Source organism: Variovorax sp. Varisp53, assembly GCF_059491555.1.
This window is the reverse complement of record NZ_CP168512.1, coordinates 5,126,765-5,144,533: the sequence shown is the minus strand read 5'-3', so window position 1 is coordinate 5,144,533 and position 17,769 is coordinate 5,126,765. Positions and strand designations below refer to the sequence as shown.

Annotated in this window: 20 protein-coding genes; 15 read left to right on the top strand and 5 right to left on the bottom strand. The window is 63.0% G+C overall.

Annotated features, from left to right (window positions below):
* Positions 1-9: 9 nt before the first annotated feature.
* From ACEOAB_RS24115 to ACEOAB_RS24100, 4 genes are all read left to right on the top strand, one after another.
* Complete coding sequence (locus tag ACEOAB_RS24115) at positions 10-1,011, top strand: fumarylacetoacetate hydrolase family protein (RefSeq protein WP_413747723.1); 1,002 nt, start codon at positions 10-12, stop codon at positions 1,009-1,011.
* 36 nt (positions 1,012-1,047) lie between these two features.
* Positions 1,048-2,160 (top strand): FAD-dependent monooxygenase, encoded by a 1,113-nt coding sequence (locus ACEOAB_RS24110; protein ID WP_413747724.1) that lies wholly within the window; start codon positions 1,048-1,050, stop codon positions 2,158-2,160.
* 38 nt (positions 2,161-2,198) lie between these two features.
* On the top strand, positions 2,199-2,765 hold the full coding sequence (locus tag ACEOAB_RS24105; protein ID WP_413747725.1) for a cupin domain-containing protein: 567 nt from the start codon (positions 2,199-2,201) through the stop codon (positions 2,763-2,765).
* Positions 2,766-3,012: 247 nt separating this feature from the next.
* Entirely contained in the window at positions 3,013-3,615 is a 603-nt protein-coding gene (locus ACEOAB_RS24100; RefSeq protein ID WP_413747726.1) for a TetR/AcrR family transcriptional regulator, read from the top strand.
* Positions 3,616-3,636: 21 nt separating this feature from the next.
* Here ACEOAB_RS24100 and ACEOAB_RS24095 read toward each other — a convergent pair whose 3' ends face one another.
* The 4 genes from ACEOAB_RS24095 to ACEOAB_RS24080 are packed head-to-tail and all read right to left on the bottom strand — an operon-like array spanning position 3,637 to position 7,024.
* Positions 3,637-4,488 (bottom strand): ABC transporter substrate-binding protein, encoded by an 852-nt coding sequence (locus ACEOAB_RS24095; protein WP_413747727.1) that lies wholly within the window; start codon positions 4,486-4,488, stop codon positions 3,637-3,639.
* Positions 4,489-4,493: 5 nt separating this feature from the next.
* Positions 4,494-4,859, bottom strand: coding sequence for a Rieske (2Fe-2S) protein (locus ACEOAB_RS24090; protein ID WP_413747728.1), 366 nt, complete (start codon positions 4,857-4,859; stop codon positions 4,494-4,496).
* A gap of 2 nt (positions 4,860-4,861) precedes the next feature.
* Positions 4,862-5,800, bottom strand: coding sequence for a VOC family protein (locus tag ACEOAB_RS24085; protein WP_413747729.1), 939 nt, complete (start codon positions 5,798-5,800; stop codon positions 4,862-4,864).
* A 39-nt stretch (positions 5,801-5,839) separates the two neighbouring features.
* Entirely contained in the window at positions 5,840-7,024 is a 1,185-nt protein-coding gene (locus ACEOAB_RS24080; RefSeq protein WP_413747730.1) for an MFS transporter, read from the bottom strand.
* A 277-nt stretch (positions 7,025-7,301) separates the two neighbouring features.
* Here ACEOAB_RS24080 and ACEOAB_RS24075 point away from each other — a divergent pair, with 277 nt between their 5' ends.
* The 9 genes from ACEOAB_RS24075 (at position 7,302) to ACEOAB_RS24035 (ending at position 16,489) form a co-directional block, all read left to right on the top strand.
* Positions 7,302-8,804 (top strand): NAD-dependent succinate-semialdehyde dehydrogenase, encoded by a 1,503-nt coding sequence (locus ACEOAB_RS24075; RefSeq protein WP_413747731.1) that lies wholly within the window; start codon positions 7,302-7,304, stop codon positions 8,802-8,804.
* Positions 8,805-8,825: 21 nt separating this feature from the next.
* Positions 8,826-9,830: an ornithine cyclodeaminase family protein gene (locus tag ACEOAB_RS24070; RefSeq protein WP_413747732.1), complete on the top strand. Its 1,005-nt coding sequence runs from the start codon at positions 8,826-8,828 to the stop codon at positions 9,828-9,830.
* 32 nt (positions 9,831-9,862) lie between these two features.
* Positions 9,863-10,873, top strand: coding sequence for a dihydrodipicolinate synthase family protein (locus ACEOAB_RS24065; RefSeq protein WP_413747733.1), 1,011 nt, complete (start codon positions 9,863-9,865; stop codon positions 10,871-10,873).
* On the top strand, positions 10,870-11,889 hold the full coding sequence (locus ACEOAB_RS24060; protein ID WP_413747734.1) for a Bug family tripartite tricarboxylate transporter substrate binding protein: 1,020 nt from the start codon (positions 10,870-10,872) through the stop codon (positions 11,887-11,889). Before ACEOAB_RS24065 ends, ACEOAB_RS24060 begins: the two co-directional genes overlap by 4 nt.
* Before the next feature lie 157 nt (positions 11,890-12,046).
* A complete protein-coding gene (locus ACEOAB_RS24055) occupies positions 12,047-12,982 on the top strand; it encodes a Bug family tripartite tricarboxylate transporter substrate binding protein (protein WP_413747735.1) in 936 nt (311 codons plus the stop codon).
* 77 nt (positions 12,983-13,059) lie between these two features.
* Entirely contained in the window at positions 13,060-14,013 is a 954-nt protein-coding gene (locus ACEOAB_RS24050) for an MBL fold metallo-hydrolase (RefSeq protein ID WP_413747736.1), read from the top strand.
* Between the two features lie 17 nt (positions 14,014-14,030).
* Positions 14,031-15,704, top strand: a complete 1,674-nt coding sequence (locus tag ACEOAB_RS24045) for an FAD-dependent oxidoreductase (protein ID WP_413747737.1) — start codon at positions 14,031-14,033, stop codon at positions 15,702-15,704.
* An 11-nt stretch (positions 15,705-15,715) separates the two neighbouring features.
* The gene (locus ACEOAB_RS24040) at positions 15,716-15,907 is read left to right on the top strand and encodes a DUF2783 domain-containing protein (RefSeq protein WP_413747738.1); all 192 of its coding nucleotides are present in this window, start codon (positions 15,716-15,718) and stop codon (positions 15,905-15,907) included.
* Between the two features lie 81 nt (positions 15,908-15,988).
* Positions 15,989-16,489 (top strand): MarR family winged helix-turn-helix transcriptional regulator, encoded by a 501-nt coding sequence (locus ACEOAB_RS24035; protein WP_413747739.1) that lies wholly within the window; start codon positions 15,989-15,991, stop codon positions 16,487-16,489.
* 24 nt (positions 16,490-16,513) lie between these two features.
* Here the strand turns inward: ACEOAB_RS24035 and ACEOAB_RS24030 are convergent, their stop codons facing one another.
* A complete protein-coding gene (locus ACEOAB_RS24030; RefSeq protein ID WP_413747740.1) occupies positions 16,514-16,660 on the bottom strand; it encodes a hypothetical protein in 147 nt (48 codons plus the stop codon).
* 235 nt (positions 16,661-16,895) lie between these two features.
* Between ACEOAB_RS24030 and ACEOAB_RS24025 the strand changes: the two genes are divergently transcribed.
* Positions 16,896-17,312: a hypothetical protein gene (locus ACEOAB_RS24025; protein ID WP_413747741.1), complete on the top strand. Its 417-nt coding sequence runs from the start codon at positions 16,896-16,898 to the stop codon at positions 17,310-17,312.
* Positions 17,313-17,372: 60 nt separating this feature from the next.
* Positions 17,373-17,720: a DUF2958 domain-containing protein gene (locus tag ACEOAB_RS24020; protein WP_413747742.1), complete on the top strand. Its 348-nt coding sequence runs from the start codon at positions 17,373-17,375 to the stop codon at positions 17,718-17,720.
* The last annotated feature ends 49 nt before the right edge of the window (positions 17,721-17,769 follow it).

Sequence of the window (17,769 nt, the reverse complement as noted above, 5' to 3'; positions counted from 1 at the left end):
GCCGCACAAATGAAATTCTCCCTGGGCACCTTTTCGCGGGATGGCGGATCGCGCTTTGCCGCTATCTGCTTCGAGGACCGTGTGCTACCTCTCAAGGAGGTGCATGCCGATGCGCAGCGTTGTGGGGCCGCCTGGTCTGCAGGGGCGTCTGTGCTCGACCTGCTGCAGGACTGGTCCAGGAACCTGGTGGTTTTGCGCGCCCTGGCGCAACAAGTGTCGGGGCTGCACCCGTCTGCCGTGGCCATGTCCACTTTGCGAGTGCATGCCCCTGTCGACCTGCCACGGCAGGTGCTCTGCACGGGGGCCAACTATCGCAAGCATGTCGTGGACCTCACGCTGGACATGGGCGTCGGTCCGCCGGGGCTCGAAGGAGAAGCGTTGCGCAAATGGGCCGAGGACATGATGGACGAACGGCTGGCCAACGGTGAGCCCTACGTGTTCCCGAAACTGCCGTCGGCCATCACTGGCGCCTTCGATCCGGTCGTGCTTCCCGCAACCACGCACAAGCCGGACTGGGAACTCGAACTCGCGGTGATCATCGGCCGGCGAGCCCGCAATGTGCGGCGCGAGGACGCGCTTGACCATGTCGCTGGCTACTCGGTGGTGAACGACATCTCGGCGCGTGACCTCATTGCACGCACCGACTACAAAATGCTAGGTACGGATTGGCTGAGGTCCAAGTCACCGCCCACCTTCATGCCCTTCGGTCCGACCTTGGTGCCCGCGTGCTTCGTGCCGGACCCGCAAAGGCTGCGCATGACGCTCAAGCTGAACGGGCAGACCATGCAGGACGAATCCACGGCGGACATGCTATTCGACGTCGCGCGACAGATCGAATACATCAGCTCGCATGTCGAGCTGTGGCCCGGCGACCTCATCGCCACGGGGTCGCCTGCGGGGAATGGCACGCACTACAACCGATTCCTGCGCGGCGGCGATGTGATGGATTCGGAAATCCAAGGACTGGGCAGACAGCACAACGCCTGCACGGTGGAATCGGCTGGCCGATGAAACATGGCCGTGCGAAGGCGGGCGAGGAGATATGACATGACACAGACAAACAAGATTCTCGTGGTGGGCAGCGGCATCGGCGGCGCGACGGTGGCCTATGCGTTGCGGCGTGCGGGGCTGGAGGTGCACTGCATCGACAGCAAATCCGCAACGCCAACGGCCGGCGCGGGCATCTGCCTGCTGCACAACACCATGCGAGCTCTGGCCACGATCGGGCTCGCCGAGCAATGCCTCGACAGCGGCATTGCGTTCCAGGTGTTCAAGCAGCATGACTTCACGGGCCGTCTGGTGGCTTCGAACCCGGCGCCCCCGGGATGCGGCATGCGAAGGCCAGAACTGGCACGCATCCTCGAGGGGGCGGCGGCATCCGCCGGGGCGCTGCTCGAGAAGGGGCTGACCGTCAGCGACCTCATTGATCGCGGTGACAAGGTGGAGGTCACCCTGTCCGACGGTCGGCAGCAGGAATATGACCTGGTGGTGGCTGCGGATGGCGCCTATTCCAAACTCCGCGACCGTGTATTCGGAACCGAGCACAAGGTGCGCTTCGCTGGCCAGAGTGCGTGGCGCTTCAATGCGCCGCGACCCGCCGAAGTGGATGGTTTCTGCCTGTACCGCTCGGCAGACGGCAAACGTACCGTCGGCGCGATTCCCACTTCGCGGGACACTTGCTATCTGTTCTTCCTGGAAAACAGCGCGGAGCACCTGCATATGCCGGAGAGCGAGCTCCACGTCTTGCTGCGTGAGCGGCTGGCAGGCTTCAGCGCTCCTGTGATCCAGGATTCACTCGCGTTGGTGTCTGGGCCCGCTCAGGTCCTGTTCCGGCCCTTTGATATCACGCTGGTGCCATCGCCGTGGCACAGGAGTCGCGTCGTGCTCCTGGGCGACGCAGCGCATTCGCCCACGCCCCAGATGACTTCGGGCGGTGGTATGGCGATCGAGGACGCTGTGGTGCTGGCTGAATGTGTCGCCGCCTGCGACAGCATTCCGCAAGCGCTGCAGGCGTACTCGCAACGACGCTTCGAGCGTGTCAAGGTGGTTTATGACGCCTCGCTGCAACTGTGCAACTACGAGCGTGATCCTGTGCCCAGTCCTCAGCAGACCGCCGCCTTGCTCCTGAAAACCTACCAGTACCTTGGCCAGCCGATGTGAGCATCCGGCCACCACCATCTCAACAGGAACCAACCACAGTGAATACAGAAACCATCGTCGACGGGATGCGGGAGAAGGCGCACCCACAATTGCGCCCCGTACGTCGCATCGTCACGGGCGAGAACGCGCAGGGCAAATCGATCTTCATCTCGGACGGGCCAACGCCGAACCACACCAGTGATCCTGGCTCGCCACCGGCCCATGTGGTCTGGGCCACCGGGGAGTCAGCCGCACCGGGCACCGATCCGGCGCCCGCCGGGCACGCGTTCGGATTCCATTCGAAGGGAGGATCCCTCCTGCGCATCGTGGATTTTCCGCCCGACGCCAGCTACGACACGTCGGCGCTGGCGCGCTTCCTGGACGATCACGGTGTTCGCGATCCCGGGAACGCACGGCACTTCTGGTTTCACAAGACGGCATCCCTGGACTACGCAATCGTGCTGGAGGGGGAGATCTATGCGCTCATGGATAACGGCGAGGCGCTCATGCGGTCGGGCGACGTCCTGATTCAGCGTGCCACCAACCATAGCTGGTCAAATCGTTCCAGCAAGCCATGCCGCATGGCCTTCGTTCTGCTGGATCTCGAGCCCGACGGGGAGGCTTGAGGCGATCCATGACGGCGTCATGCAACGTGAGTGCTACATCCGTCGGTCGCCGACAGCGCGGTTGTGTAGCGTCGGCCTGGTGAGTCCCGGATAATTAGCTTGTCATTGCAGATTGCACAGTACCTTGCCTACCAAGACTTCTTCCAAGGGAACAGCGGCAAAGCCCGGCGCACGTTCCTCCCCCCGTTCATCCGCTCGCCCCGCCACTGCGGGGGTCGGCGCGCCGCCTCCTCGCTCTCCTGGGCGAGTGCGCAGCGATGCTTCGCGCGTTGCCATCCTGGATGCGACGCTCAAGCTTCTGGGTACGACGCCGCTGCAGCAAATCTCCATCGAGTCGATCGCACGTGAGGCAGGCGTCGGCAAGGCCACGATCTATCGCTGGTGGAGTTCGAAGGCCGCGGTGGTCATCGAGGCGTTTCTGCACACGCACCTGAGCCACACGCCCATGCCAAGGGTCGGTAGCCCGAGCGAGGCACTGATCCGCCACATCCATCTGCTGATCGATGAGTACAACGGCTGGTCGGGGCGGGTCGTCGCCCAGGTCCTGGCCGAAGGGCAAGGCGATCCGGATGTGTTGCGCGAGTTCCGCGAGCGCTTCTGGTACGGCCGGCGCGCGGTCGTGCGGGAAGTACTCGAAGATGCGCGCCGCCGCGGTGAAATCCGAAGCGACATGGATGCGGAACTGCAGATGGACATGCTCTACGCGCCCATCTACTTTCGGCTTCTGGTGGGGCACCTCCCCTTGGACAAGAACTTCGCAGACACGCATTGTGCTGCAGTCATGCAGGTGCTGGCACCGCCGGAAACGGGGACTGTTGCGCCGCCGGCGCAGCGGCGCAAGTCTGCCTGATCCGCGCCGGGAGTGTGGTGTTCAACCTCGCGGCAAGACAGAGGTCTCGACCAGTTGTTCGTACGTGGTGTCTGCACCAGGAAGACCTGCCTTTCGGCGCTGCGTGATCAGCAGCTCTACGCCAACGCGATCCGGGCATAGCGACACCGGGGTCGTGGACAGCATGGCTTCCACAGCCGGCGCAGGGAAGCCCTCGCGCGCCAGCGCCTGTCGCGCGGCGTCGGGGTCGGCGCCCATGTGCTGGCGCGCGCGGTCCAATTCGGCCAGCCAGCTCGACAGGGCCGGTCGAAGCCGATGCAATTGGCGCGCGCTGACGACCAAGCCTTGTCCCGGGAATTCAGGATACAGCGCTTGCACACTGGCGAGGCGACTCAGGCCCGCCTCGAATGCCATGACGTCGAAAGGTGGTCCTAGCAAGGTGGCGTCGCCGCGACCAGCGACCAGCGCATCGAAGCGTTCCTTGACTCCACCCACCATTTCCAGCGCATAGGCGTCGGAGGTGATATCTCGTTCGGCAAGCATGGCGCGCAGCGCCACCACAAAGCCGTTGCGCGGCGCATCCACAAGCAGTGTGGCTCCGCGCAGGTCCTCCAGCGCGGCCAGGTCCCTCCGCCCCACGAGCGTCAGCGGGGTCGTGCGCTCCAACTGGGCGATCACTCGAAGATCCTGTGGTCCCGCGCGTAAGTTCCAATCCATCACGTTGTCGATTGCGGTGACGACCGCATCCACCTGGCCCGACGCAAGGGCCTCGAACTGCGCCTCTGACGAGGGGTTGCGCTGCGCGTGTAGCTCGATAGACGAAGTCAGAGCCCACGCTTCGGCAGCGACGGCCAGGGGGGAGGGAACGAACCAGTGCAGGTGAAGCGTGTGCATGAGTCTCAGTCTCTGTGTGGGTTCTCGACGATGTCGATCGCGGCAAGAATCCATCCCTGTGCGTCGATCTCCAGTTCGACCGGCGTCAGCGAACTGCCCAGACAAGGGCCGAGGGTGCAGCGACCCGATGCAATATCGAACTCTGCAGCGTGTCCGCTGCATACGATGCGATTCGCGTCGAGATTCAGATAGCCGTCGCGCCGCCACGCCATGGGGCTGCCAGGCCAGTGCGGGCAGTCATTCCGATAGCCGTACACCGTGCCTTCGTGTCTCACCAGGAACATGCTGTCTTGGCCGGGACGATCCCCCGCGAAGCCTTGGGCCGAGCCATCCTTCAGTTCATCGACGCGGCAGAGTCGCCGTAAGGCCATGGCTATTCGGCCTTGGGCGGCGGACCGCCCGGAGCCCACTTCTCCCGCCAATCGAACAGGAAGATCTGCGACATGTCGGTTTCGGCCGCCACCTCGCGTGGCACCCATCGGTCATCGTGAAGATCCATGTCGGCGTCGTACTCGATGTGGCAACCCAACGGGGAGTTGAAGTACCAGAACCAGTTGGAGCCAAAACGATGTCGACCCGGCCCCCAATACGACTGATAGCCCTTGTTCGCCAGATTCCATCCTGCCGTCATCAACTCGCTCGGACCACCCATGTGGAAGGTGAAATGTTCGCAACCCTGCATGTGCGGCGGCGTCTTGATCATGAAAAGGGTGTGATGCTCGATCGTGCCAGCGGGCCGAAGAAAGGGGCCCATGCCGATGAAGCGATCGCTGACTCGAAAGCCCAGGCGCTGCGTGTAGAAGGCTTCCGCCCGTTCGAGATCGGGAACGAAGTAGACGACGTGGGACAAGGTGCGCGGCCGCGGTTGCTCGCCGGACCCCGACGATGGCGAGACGGGCGTGTTGACCGGCCGATTCGGATCGCCTGGTGCGTTAACTCGCTCCGCGGGCAGATTGACAGGCTGTCGTCTGGACACCTTGAAACCCAGGACAAAGCCGACTTCATCGGTGCATTCGAGGGAGTCATCAGGCAGTTGCTTCACCTCGCGATCGCGACCGAGTTCTTCGGCGATCGCGCGAAGCGTGTCTGCGTCGGCGACGCCGTACACAGTCTTTCGCAGCATGTTCGCCGTTTCCAGCGTCTTAGGAGGAAGAGTGGGATCGTCCGCCGCCTTGATGACGACGGCCGTGCCGTCCAGGGCCTCGAAACGCCCCTGCCCGCGTGGCAGGAGACCGTAGTCGGCAAGGAATTGTTCGGCGGCGACGACGTCGGGAACGCCGAATACAAGCTCGTCGGGTCCGATGATGTTCATGAGGTCAACTTTCTTTGATGAATGCAATGGAGATGGCGCTCAGTTGGTGGCGGTTTCGGTGGTGGTCGCCACCTTACGCACCGTTCCTCGACCTGCCTGCATGAAGCAGAGCGCGCTGATCGTCGCCGCGACGGCAACTGCCCAGCCGATGCTGGTGTAGCCCAGGTTCTGGGCGACGACACCGCCGACGATCGGCCCCATGGCCGAGCCGGTCATCGTGATGACGGGGGTTGCTGCGACCGCTCGCGTGGAGGCGTCGTTGCGAGCGAGGAAAGCGAACACGAAAGTGTGGGTGAAGATCATCACTGCCGGGAAAACCGCGGCTGCAAAGGCGTAGGGGCCAAACTGCGACGACTGGGTGAGCGTCAGGCCCAGAATGACTTGCAGTAGGGGGCCCGCAACCATCACTGCCTGCGCGGACAGCTTGCGCTCAAGTACCGCGGCGAGAACGCCCGGCAACAGGTTCACGATGCCAACGGCTAGCAACACCCCCATCACCAACTGCTTGTTGAAGCCGTGCGCGTCGCCGATGCGTTCCATGTAGCTGAGCATCATCGAGTGGCTCAGCGTCATGAGGCTGGTGCCGACCATGGCGAACCAGACGCCGCGCGCGAGCGGCGCTTGCGGCACCTGCGCGATCTGCATGTCGACCCGGGAAAGTGCGCTTGCCCGCGCAGGAAATCCGATCACCGCGGCCAGAGCTGCCACGAGCATGATCGATCCCAGGACGATGAACAGCATGGACCCACCCTTGATGCTCACGAGCTGCGGCACTCCGCCGAGGAAGCCGAACGACAGAACGCTCAGCGCGGTGAATGCGATGGCGATCAGCCGGTGAGGATTGGCGCTCGCGCCGATGGTCGAATGGGTGATCGAAAGAGCGCATCCGACGCCCAGGCCGCCGATGACGTGCAACAGCGCCATCGTTCCATAGTCCTTCGTCGTGGATAGGGCGAAAAAGGCCGCTGCGGCCACACCAAAGGCCGCCGGGACCACCATCGGTCCCCGGATGCGATTGACGCGCGGCGAGACAAGAAGGCTGCAGGCGACGACCGCTGCCAGGAAGAGTGTGACCAGCGATCCTGCGCGCTGCGGTTCGAAACCAAACTGCCCGATCAGGACGATACCCACCCAGACCGGCAGCGCGACGATGTCGATCATGCCTGCGCAGTGGCCCAACACGAGAGAGGTGCGGCCTTTCAGGCCATCAATCGATCTGTCCATGGTGTCTCCAGGAAAAGAAGTTCTACTTTTAAATACGATACGACTAGTCTCGCTATGTGTGAATGGTAGATCGATCATCGGGTGCCGATATGGGGGCAAACCCGAACGATAGTGACGGATGTTTCCCATTGCCCTGGGGACAAGGCAAATGCAATCAGGGCGGGTTTTCCCTCGCTTCTCGCGATTAAATCACGCTTATACAATACGACCCGTATCGCAATGAATTTGGCGCCGTGCTCTTGTCGAGGAGCGCCCAGAAGCCTTGCTCGCTTTGGATATGAACCCCACCGAAAGGAATGCTGTGGCTCGCCACCTTCTCAAGAACCCGGATCTGTTCCGCGAAGCCGCGCTGATCGACGGGAAATGGATCACCGAGACAGCCCACGGCTACTCGGAGCTGCGCAACCCCGCCACGAACGACATCCTTGCAAAGCTGCCGCGCTGCAAGGAAGAGGAGGCCACACGCGCCGTCGTGGCCGCAGACAAGGCTTTTCGCGCGTGGCGTCAGACCACGGCCAAGCACCGCTCGCAGGTGTTGAGCCGCTGGTGGTCCCTGATCGTCGAGAACAAGGAAGACCTTGCAACGCTGATCACGCTGGAAGAGGGGAAGCCGCTGAACGAAGCGCGTGGCGAGATCGACTACGCCGCAGGCTTTGTGCAGTGGTTTGCCGAGGAGGCCAAGCGTGTACGCGGCGATGTGATCCCGGCGCCTCGGGAGACGCAGCGCATCGTCACGCTCAAGCAGCCGATTGGCGTGTGCGCGGCCATCACGCCGTGGAACTTCCCGGCCGCCATGATCACGCGCAAGGCCGGCCCGGCACTGGCAGCCGGTTGTTCGATGGTGGTGAAACCGGCGAGTCAGACGCCGCTCACTGCGCTGGCCCTCGGCGAACTCGCGCTGCAGGCGGGTGTTCCCGCCGGGGTCTTCAATGTCGTGACGGGCGGCGACACGCGAGCCATTGGGGGCGTGTTGACCTCTCATCCCCTGGTGCGCAAGGTCACCTTCACTGGGTCAACCGAAGTCGGCCGGGTTCTGCTGCAACAGTCTGCCTCGACGATCAAGAAATGCTCCATGGAGCTGGGAGGCAACGCGCCCTGCATTGTGTTCGATGACGCCGACATCGATACCGCGGTGGAGGGCATCCTCGTCGCGAAGTTTCGCAATACCGGACAGTCGTGCATCGCCGCCAACCGCGTGATGGTCCAGGCCGGCGTCTACGATGCACTCGCCGCGCGGCTGGCGCAGCGTGTGGAGCAACTCAAGGTCGGCAACGGGCTGGAGCCCGGTGTGCAGATCGGCCCGATGATCGACGCCGGCGCGGTGAGCAAAGTCGAGGAGCACGTCGACAACGCCGTGGCCGGCGGTGCGCGCGTACTGACCGGCGGCCGGCGCCACGCGCTCGGCGGTTGCTTTTATGAACCCACCGTGCTGGCGGATGTTGCGGCCGGCATGGCCGTGGCGGTGGAAGAGACCTTCGGCCCTGTGATGCCGCTCGTGCGCTTCGATAGCGACGAGGATGCCATCGCGATGGCCAACGATACCGAGTTCGGGCTCGCTTCCTACCTGTTCAGCAAGGACGCAGCGCGCATTTGGCGCGTGGCTGAAGCGATCGAGTCGGGCATGGTCGGCATCAACACGGGCCTGATCTCCAACGAGCTTGCCCCTTTCGGCGGCATCAAGCAAAGCGGCCTAGGCCGGGAAGGCTCGCACTACGGCATCGAGGAGTTCCTCGAACTGAAGTACCTGTGCTGGGACGGCCTTCATCCTTCCTTCGCCTGACAGACCACGGAGAGAAAACTCATGAGTACCCATCCAGACAGTCCAGTATTCGTTTCCGGCGAGGTCTCCCGCCAGGTGTTCACCTGGAGCGAAGCCATCGAGTCTCTGCGTGCTTCCTACCGGCTGCCCGAGCAGGCGGGTGCGACGCCGCCTCGAACCGTTGCCACCGTGGGCAAGGCGTGGCTGCGTACGCTGCCGGCCTTTCCGCCATCTGGGCGTTACTTCGGAGCCAAGTTGATGGCCGCGGGTGTTCAGGGCGTTGCCGCGGGCATCGAGTACGTGATCGTGCTGTTCGACCGGGAGACGAGCCGCATCGCGGCTTTCCTGGACGCCAATGCCATCACGGCCTTCCGAACGGCGGCGACGTCAGCCCTCGCGCTCGACGGATTGGCGCCTGCCACGCCAGCCCGCCTCGCGGTGCTTGGCAGCGGCTTGGAGGCCTCTCATCATGCGAGGGCCTTCGCGGCAGTCCGTGCCTTGAGCGAAGTGGTGGTGTACAGCCCGACGCCGGAACGCCGGGAGGCCTTTGCGCAAGCCCTGACGCGCGACCTGGGCGTGCCTGCGCGCGCGGCGGCTAGCGCAGAAGCGGCCGTGGACGGCGCCGACGTCGTGCTGGCGGCTGCGCGCTCCCAAGGGGAGAAGCCGATCCTGTTCGGTTCCTGGCTCAAGCCTCGGGCGACGGTCGTCTCCATCGGCTCGACCATTCCCCAGCAGCGGGAGATCGACGCCAGCGTCGTCGAACGCAGTGACCTGATCATCTGCGACAGCCTGGAAGAAGTGCTGACTGAAACCGGCGACATGATGGCCGCGAAGGCGGCCGGCCTGTCGTTCCACGACAAATCCTTCAGCTTGAATGACCTGGTGAGCGGCGCTTGTAACGAGCGCGTGCGTTCGGCCGACATCCGCATGTTCAAGTCGGTGGGAGGAGGGCTCCAGGACATCGTCGTCGCCGAACTCATCGTGCGCAAGGCGCTGGAGGCCGGCCTGGCCACATCGCTTCCCATCCAGTTCGAATCCAAGCGCTGACGCGCAAACCTGACACAACCAAGGAGTACCTGATGGCCCGATACCAACGCAATGAAGCACGCGAATGGGCGCGTGAGCACATGAACGGCGTCGCGAACGTGACGATCCCGACGATGACGTCCGACTTCAAGCGCATCAATACGAAGGCAGCGCGGCACGACGTCGAAACCGCGATCGGGCATGGCTTCGTCGGAACGCTCGCGTGCTCTGAGCACGCCATCACCCTTGCGCAATACGCCGAGTTCACGAGAGCCATGGTGGAGCAGGCGGCCGGGCGCATCATGGTGATCCACCATGCCATCTTCAATTCGCTCGAAGAAAACATCGAGGCGGTGAAGCTGGCCGAGGAGGCCGGCGCGGACCTCGTGCTGCTGGGCTATCCGCCCTTCTTCCATCCGAAGTCGCTCGACGACGTCTACGCCTACACCAAGGCGTTTTGTGACTCGACCCGGCTGGGGGTGATCCTGTTTCCAGTCCCGGCCTGGGGCTTTGGCAGCCTGCATCCGGCGGACATTCCGCTCCCATTGCTGCGCCGGCTCGTGGACGACTGCCCGAACGTGGTGTCGATCAAGGCGGAAGGCGGCATGCCGCACATCATGTCGGCCATCGAGGTGCATCGCGAATTCCACAAGGAGGTCGTGATTTCCTCGCCGCTGGAATACGAGTTCGTGCCCCTGGCGCAGGTGATCCCCATCCCCTTCTGCGGCACCAACTACTCGGCCTACTATGGACCGTGGCTGCCTCGCGTTCACAAGCTGATCCAGGCCGGGAAATACGACGAGGCCACCCAGGCCTGGTACAAGGTCGATCCGGCGCGAAAGGCCTTCGGCAGTGTGCCGATGGCGATGAGCGGGCTTATCAACCGGACCATCTGGAAATACCAGGCTTGGCTTCAGGGCTACAACGGCGGCCCCATCCCGCAGCCGACGCCGCGAATGCATGGGCGCGACATGGCTGTCCTTCGACGCGGACTGGAGGCCGCCGGCCTGGCGCCCACTTCGGATCCAGACGAGGCCTTCTTCATCGGAAGAAATCCGGAATGAAGATCCTGCACGAAGCCCGCTTGCAGGCCACGGGGCCGGCGCTATCGCATTCGCGTCGCCGACTGCTTGCGGCCATGGCTTCACTGCCAACCCTTGCGCTGGCTCAGGGTCGGGATGCCTATCCGTCGCGCCCGATCCGGCTGGTCGTGCCCGTGCCGCCGGGCGGACCTGCCGATCTGGCGGCGCGCGCGATCGCCGAGCGCCTTCGCGAGCAACTGGGCCAGCCGGTTGTCGTGGACAACCGCGCCGGCGCATCGGGTGCCCTCGGCACGGCCAACGTGCTGCAAGCGGCCGCGGACGGCTATACCTTGTTGCTCTCGCTGCCATCCGCGCAGATCACAGCGCCGTTGATGGCAGAGAAGCCGCCCTACGATGGCGCCAAAGACTTCACTGCGATCGGCCAGTTCCTTCGGACGAGTGCGGTTCTGCTGGTGAACAAGTCGGTGCCGGTCCGTGACTTCCAGGGACTGGTGAGTTACGTCAAGGCACGGCCGGGCCAGTTGAACTACAGCTCCACGGGAATCGGGAGCAATCCGCACCTCGTGATGGAACTGGTCAAGTTGCGAACTGGCATGGACATCGTCCATGTTCCCTACAAAGGCGGGGCAGCGATGTTGCAAGCCGCCGTTGGGAACGAGGTGCAAGCACTCTTCGGAGAGATCAGTACTTCGATGCCGTGGATCCAGTCCGGCCGCCTCACACCGCTTGGCATCGTTTCCAGCAAGCGATCGTCTTTGCTGCCCGATGTGCCATCACTGGTCGAGGACAGGGTGCTCGAGGCGCCGGCCGACTTCTGGATGGGACTTGCAGGGCCGCCACACATGCCGCCTGGTCTCGTGCAGCAGCTGAGCCAAGCTTTGGCCAAGGCCGTTGAACATCCCGAGATGAAGCAATTTTTTGCGAAGACGGTCACCGAACCGGCCTTCTCCGACCCCCCCGCGTTCCAGGCGTTGTGGCGGTCGGAACAGGGCCGCTGGGCTGAAGTCATACGAGTTCGACATATCCGGGCTGAGTAGCGCGAAGAACGGCAGCAAGGGCCGAGGCGCAACCTTGTCGTACAGGCCCGCACATTTCAACCGGCGGCCGTCCAAGCCAGAGGCAGGGGCGCCAGTGGAGACGATAGTGATAGCAATTTCAAGAAGGCATGCGCTCGGCGCTGGAGCTTCCCTGCTGATGTCCGGGCTGGCCAGGAGTGCATTTGCCCAAGACTACCCCTCGAAGCCCATTCGGATCATCGTGGCCAATCCTCCGGGATCCGGACTGGACGCGGATACGCGGTTCTGGGCTGCAGGCTTGACCAGCGTCCTGGGTCAATCGGTCATTGTCGACAACCGGCCCGGTGGCGCTACGACGATCGGCACCGCGTTGGCCGCAAAGGCACCTGCTGACGGGTACACACTGCTCATGGGAATTCCAAGTTCGCTTTGCTACATGTCGGAGCTGTACACGCATCTTCCCTACAAGCCGACGGACTTCGAAGCGATCAGCCAGCTCACCGCGCTGCGCAGCGTACTCGTGGCGCACCCGAGCCTGCCCGCTTCCAATGCGACCGAGCTGGTTGCATTGGCGAAGGCGAAGCCCGGCAGCATCAATGCGGGGACTGTAGGGGTGGGCACCTTCCAGCACTTGCTGGGTGAATGGTTCGGTGCGATCACAGGCACCAGCTACAAGTTCGTCCCCTACAACACGACCAGCCCCTATGTGGCCTTGTTGGGCGGCGAAACGCAGGTGATGTTCGACGGACTTCCTGCCTCCATGAGCAACATTCGAGCCGGAAAACTGAAGGCCTTGGCCGTCACCGGAAAAGGGCGGCACCCACTTCTCCCGAATGTTCCGACCTTCGAAGAACTCGGCTTCGCCGACTACGACGCGTCAACCTGGTTCGGTCTTCTCGCCCCTGCAGGGACACCAAAACCCATCCTTGAGAAGCTGGCCGCTGCGTGCACCGCCGTGGCACATCGGCAGGATGCGGCACAGCGCTATCACGAGTACGGCGGTGAGCCCGTTGGGAGCACGCCGGCCGAGTTCTCGGCATACATCAAAGCCGAGCGTGCGAAATGGATCCCTGTCGTGAAGCGATCCGGCATCAAGCTGGAGCTGACTTCCTGACCCCATGCCGCCAGCAGTCGCCCGAGAAAGATCCGACGGGGCCAGTCCAAACACCATAACGAGCAGCAGCAACGATCATGAAAAAAGTTTTCGCTTCCCAGGCCGATCTTCAGGAGAAGCCTGTCAGTTTTACCAAGCTCTCCGACAACGCCTACGCCTACACGGCCGAGGGCGATCCGAACACCGGCGTGATCATTGGCGACGACGCGGTCATGGTCATCGACACGCAAGCCACGCCGGTGATGGCGCAGGACGTGATACGCCGCATCCGAGAAGTGACCGATAAGCCTATCAAGTACGTGGTACTCAGCCACTACCACGCGGTACGTGTGCTTGGCGCCTCGGGCTACAAGCCAGATCACATCATCGCCAGCCGCGACACCTACGACCTGATCGTGGAGCGTGGCGAGCAGGACAAGGCCAGCGAGATCGGCCGCTTCCCGCGCCTTTTCCAGGCGGTGGAGTCTGTGCCGCCGGGCCTGACCTGGCCCACCATGACCTTCGAGGGAAAAATGTCCATCTGGCTGGGCAAGCTCGAAGTGCAGCTCATCCAACTGGGCCGCGGGCACACCAAGGGCGACACCGTGGCCTGGCTACCGCAGCAGAAGATCCTCTTCTCCGGCGACCTGGTGGAGTTCGACGCCACGCCCTATGCTGGCGACGCCTACTTCCAGGATTGGCCCCGCACGCTCGACAAGCTCGCTTCGCTCGAACCGCGTGCGCTCGTGCCCGGTCGTGGCGCCGCCCTCACGTCTCCGCAAGCGGTTGCGCAGGGGCTGGCAGGGACCCGTGCATTCGTCGAGGATGTCTGGAATGCCGTGAAGGAAGGCGTGGCAGGCGGCAAGGAGCTGAACGCTGTTTACAGGGAAACGTACGCACGCCTGAAGCCCAAGTATGGACAGTGGGTGATCTTCGACCACTGCATGCCATTCGACGTTACCCGCTGCTATGACGAAGCGACGCTCCATCCCGACCCGCGCATCTGGACGGCGGAGCGTGACCAGCAGATGTGGGACGCCCTCGAGGGCTGAGGCGCAGAGACATCTCCATGAGTTCTATCGACTATCAGAACGCAGTATTTGCCTACTGCCGCAGCGCGGATCAGGATGCGCTGCGCCCATCGCACCATCCGGTCGTGGTGATTGGAGCCGGTCCCGTTGGTCTTTCGCTGGCCATTGACCTGGCGCAGCAGGGCGTGGCCGTGGTTCTTCTCGACAACGACGACAGGCTTTCCTCGGGCTCGCGCGCCATCTGTTTCGCCAAGCGGACGCTGGAAGTCTTCGACCGTCTCGGCTGCGGGGACCGCATGGTCGACAAGGGTGTCTCCTGGAGCGTGGGCAAGGTATTTCTGCAGGAGGAGATGGTCTACCGCTTTGACCTGCTGCCTGAGGCGGGACACGAGCGGCCTGCCTTCGTCAATCTGCAGCAGTACTACGTCGAAGGCTTCCTGGTCGATCGCGCACAAGAACTGCCGCTGATCGACTTGCGATGGAAGACGGCCGTCACAGGGCTGAACCAACACCAAGACCATACCGAACTGACTGTGGAAACCCCGGATGGCCCCTACGTCCTGAAGGCCACGTACGTGGTCGCGTGTGACGGCGCAAGATCCACCATGCGCCGCCTGTGTGGCCAGGAAAGCCACGGCCAGACATTCCGGGACCGGTTCCTCATCGCTGACGTGAAGATGAAGGCGGACTTTCCGGCCGAGCGGTGGTTCTGGTTTGACCCGCCCTTTCATCCAAACCAGAGTGTCCTGCTCCACAAGCAACCCGACGATGTATGGCGAATCGATTTCCAGCTCGGCTGGGACGCGGATCCTGAAGTCGAGAAGCGGCCTGAGAAAATCTTGCCTCGTGTGCGTGAGCTTCTGGCCTACACGGCCATGAAAGATGCTGGTTTCGAACTGGAATGGGCAAGCGTCTACACCTTCTCCTGCCTTCGAATGAACAGCTTCCGGCTCGACCGGGTGTTCTTCGCAGGTGATTCTGCCCACGGGGTCTCTCCCTTTGGAGCGAGAGGCGCCAACTCGGGCATTCAGGATGCCGAAAACCTTGCCTGGAAGTTGGCGCATGTGTTGCAAGGCAGGGCCGCCCCCGAGCTCCTGCACAGCTATGACAGCGAACGCATCCAGGCGGCGGACGAGAACATACTGAATTCCACTCGCGCGACTGACTTCATCACGCCGAAGAGCGAGATCAGTCGGCTCTTCCGCGACTCGACGCTGCGTCTCGCGCGCGATCACGGGTTCGCTCGCAGTCTGGTCAACAGTGGTCGTCTTTCCGTTCCGTGCATCGTTGATGTGTCCGAGCTCAACACACCCGACGGCGAGGTCTTTGACAGCGTCATGCGACCCGGGGCGGCAGCAGCGGATGCGCCCGTGATCGTGGCTGGGCAGCCAGCCTGGTTCCTGCGGCAGATGAACTCGAGCACCTTCACACTCCTCGTGTTCGGTGGGCCAAGCTCAGCCACATTGATCCGCGATCTTCAGGCTTGCGCAGAAGGGCAGGCGCCTGTGCAAGTGTTGCTGGTCGGCGAAGGGGCTGTTGACGGCGTGCGGATGCTTGACGATGCACAAGGACTGTTATCGGTGAGATTCGACGGCCAACCGGGCACGGTCTATCTGCTTCGGCCGGATCAGCATGTGTGCGCACGCTGGCGCTCGCCCAACGCCAACGCGGTTCACGCGGCCATGCGACGAGCATTGGCACGCCCTTGCTGAAAGGCGCTTCCATGGAACTGAAAGCTGATCTGAACCTTGAGGCGCCAGATGACTTCTATCAAGCATTGATCGAGGCTCACCGAGACTTGAGCACGGATCGAAGCCACGCGATGAACGCACGCCTGGTGCTTCTTCTTTCGAATCACATCGGCTCGATGAAAGTGTTGCAAGAGGCACTGGATCGCGCTCGGAATGCTGCGTGAGGAACTCGGATCGCTCGCTGCGATGAGCATTTGGCCGCGGCGTTCGCAGGCGCTGGACCTAGGAATTTCTCCGAGAAACAGATGAGTGCCATGTTTCCGCCAAAATCGCCTCCGTCCAGCTTTTCGGACTATGACGTCGAAGGAGATCCGAATCTCCTGATCCGCAGAATCCTGGCGCTTGCGAGCCTTTCCGTGAATGCGCGCTTGCGCGATATCGATGGACCGACGGAGTCTCAATGGAGGCCACTGCACTGGCTGTACGCACGTGGCTCCTTGCGCGTGATCGAATTGGCTCGACTTTGCGAAATTGATCCCGCCGGTATGACGCGACTGATTGATCGGCTGGAGCATAAAGGGCTTTGCCGCAGATCGCGCTCAGCTTCGGATAGGCGAGTCGTCGAAGTTTTCCTCACGGATGCCGGCCTGGAATCTGCCAAGCGGGTTACCCCTGTGCTTGAGCGTATCCAAGTTGAACTGCTGATGGACTTCGACACGGAACAACAAAGGAATCTGCTTCGCCTATTGGCTCGGCTAGCGAATAACGCGCAATCTTGCGGCCAAGCTTTGACGCGATCACAGTGATTTCCATCGTGACGAACTCGAAATCTAGTTCGGTTCGTCGTCCATGCGCGGCTGTGATTCGTGCGTGAGCGTCTTGGCCAGCAACCGCAAGGTACTCGCGGAGGCTGTAGTGGCCTCGGAAAGAATGGCGCCGCGCCGATAGGCCAACCCCAGGTCCGACAAGATAGTCACACCCACGTTCTGTGCTCACGAGACTGCGCACAGCACGCAACGAACCGCTCGCCAACCCGAAGACTCCAGATTTTTTCAGCCACATATGACTGTATTGGATAGACGGTAGAACGTCCATCTCAGCCCAACAAAGCCCAGCCCGGCCTCACCGCCGCGCTGGGCTTTGTGCCGTCTGGCATCGCCAGGCGTGTTTTCGCTCTTTCATCCAGAAGGCGCTCTTTCGCATTCCCCGTTCATGGACCACGACTTCACATCCACCACATTCGACGATGAACCCTTTGCCCAGCACGAGACGCTGGCACCGCCGCCGAACCTCGCCTGCCCTGCCTGCCAGTCACGGCGAATCATTCAGCGCGACACCGGCAAGAAGGCCGGCGCTGCTATCGGCACCGTCGCCGGCGCTGCCGGCGGCATCTCCGGTGCGCTGTCCGGCGCGATCACTGGTGCCGAGATCGGCATGGCCATGGCAGCTTCTGCCGCCGCAGCCATAACCCCGTTGGGCCTCGTAGCGGGAGCCGTCCTCGGCGGCCTGAGCGGCGGCATCGCCGGCTGCGCCGTCGGCGCGGCCCTCGGCGAGGCGGTCGACGACGCGCTCCTGCGCAACCGTCGCTGCCTCGGCTGCGGTCACACCTTCTCGGCACCGCTGCGCTGATCGCCATTCCTTTGCCTCTGCTCTTCTGTTCCCCTCCAACCCCTTCATTCCGGATTTCCCTTGGACCTCATCACTCCTGACCTGCGCGTGCGGTTGCTGGCCAATGGCCACGCCGCGCGCAACAACCCACACTTCGATCCCTGGCCCGTGGTCAAGTGGTTCAACCCCTGCGGATCTGCGACCTGGCTGATCACCGAACTCGACCCCGACGACGAGGATCTCGCCTGGGGCCTCATGGACCTGGGCATGGGTAGCCCCGAAGTGGGCCATGTGTCCGTGCGGGAGCTGACCTCCATCCGACTGATGCAAGGCGCCTTGGGCATCGAACGCGACCTGAATTGGCGCGCCGACAAACCCTTGAGCGCTTATCTGCGTTTGGCTCAAGCCGCTGGTCGCATCGTCAGCTGAATCCGTCGGTCCTGCCGCTCAACGGCATTCCTCCTCTGAAGCCCGCCTC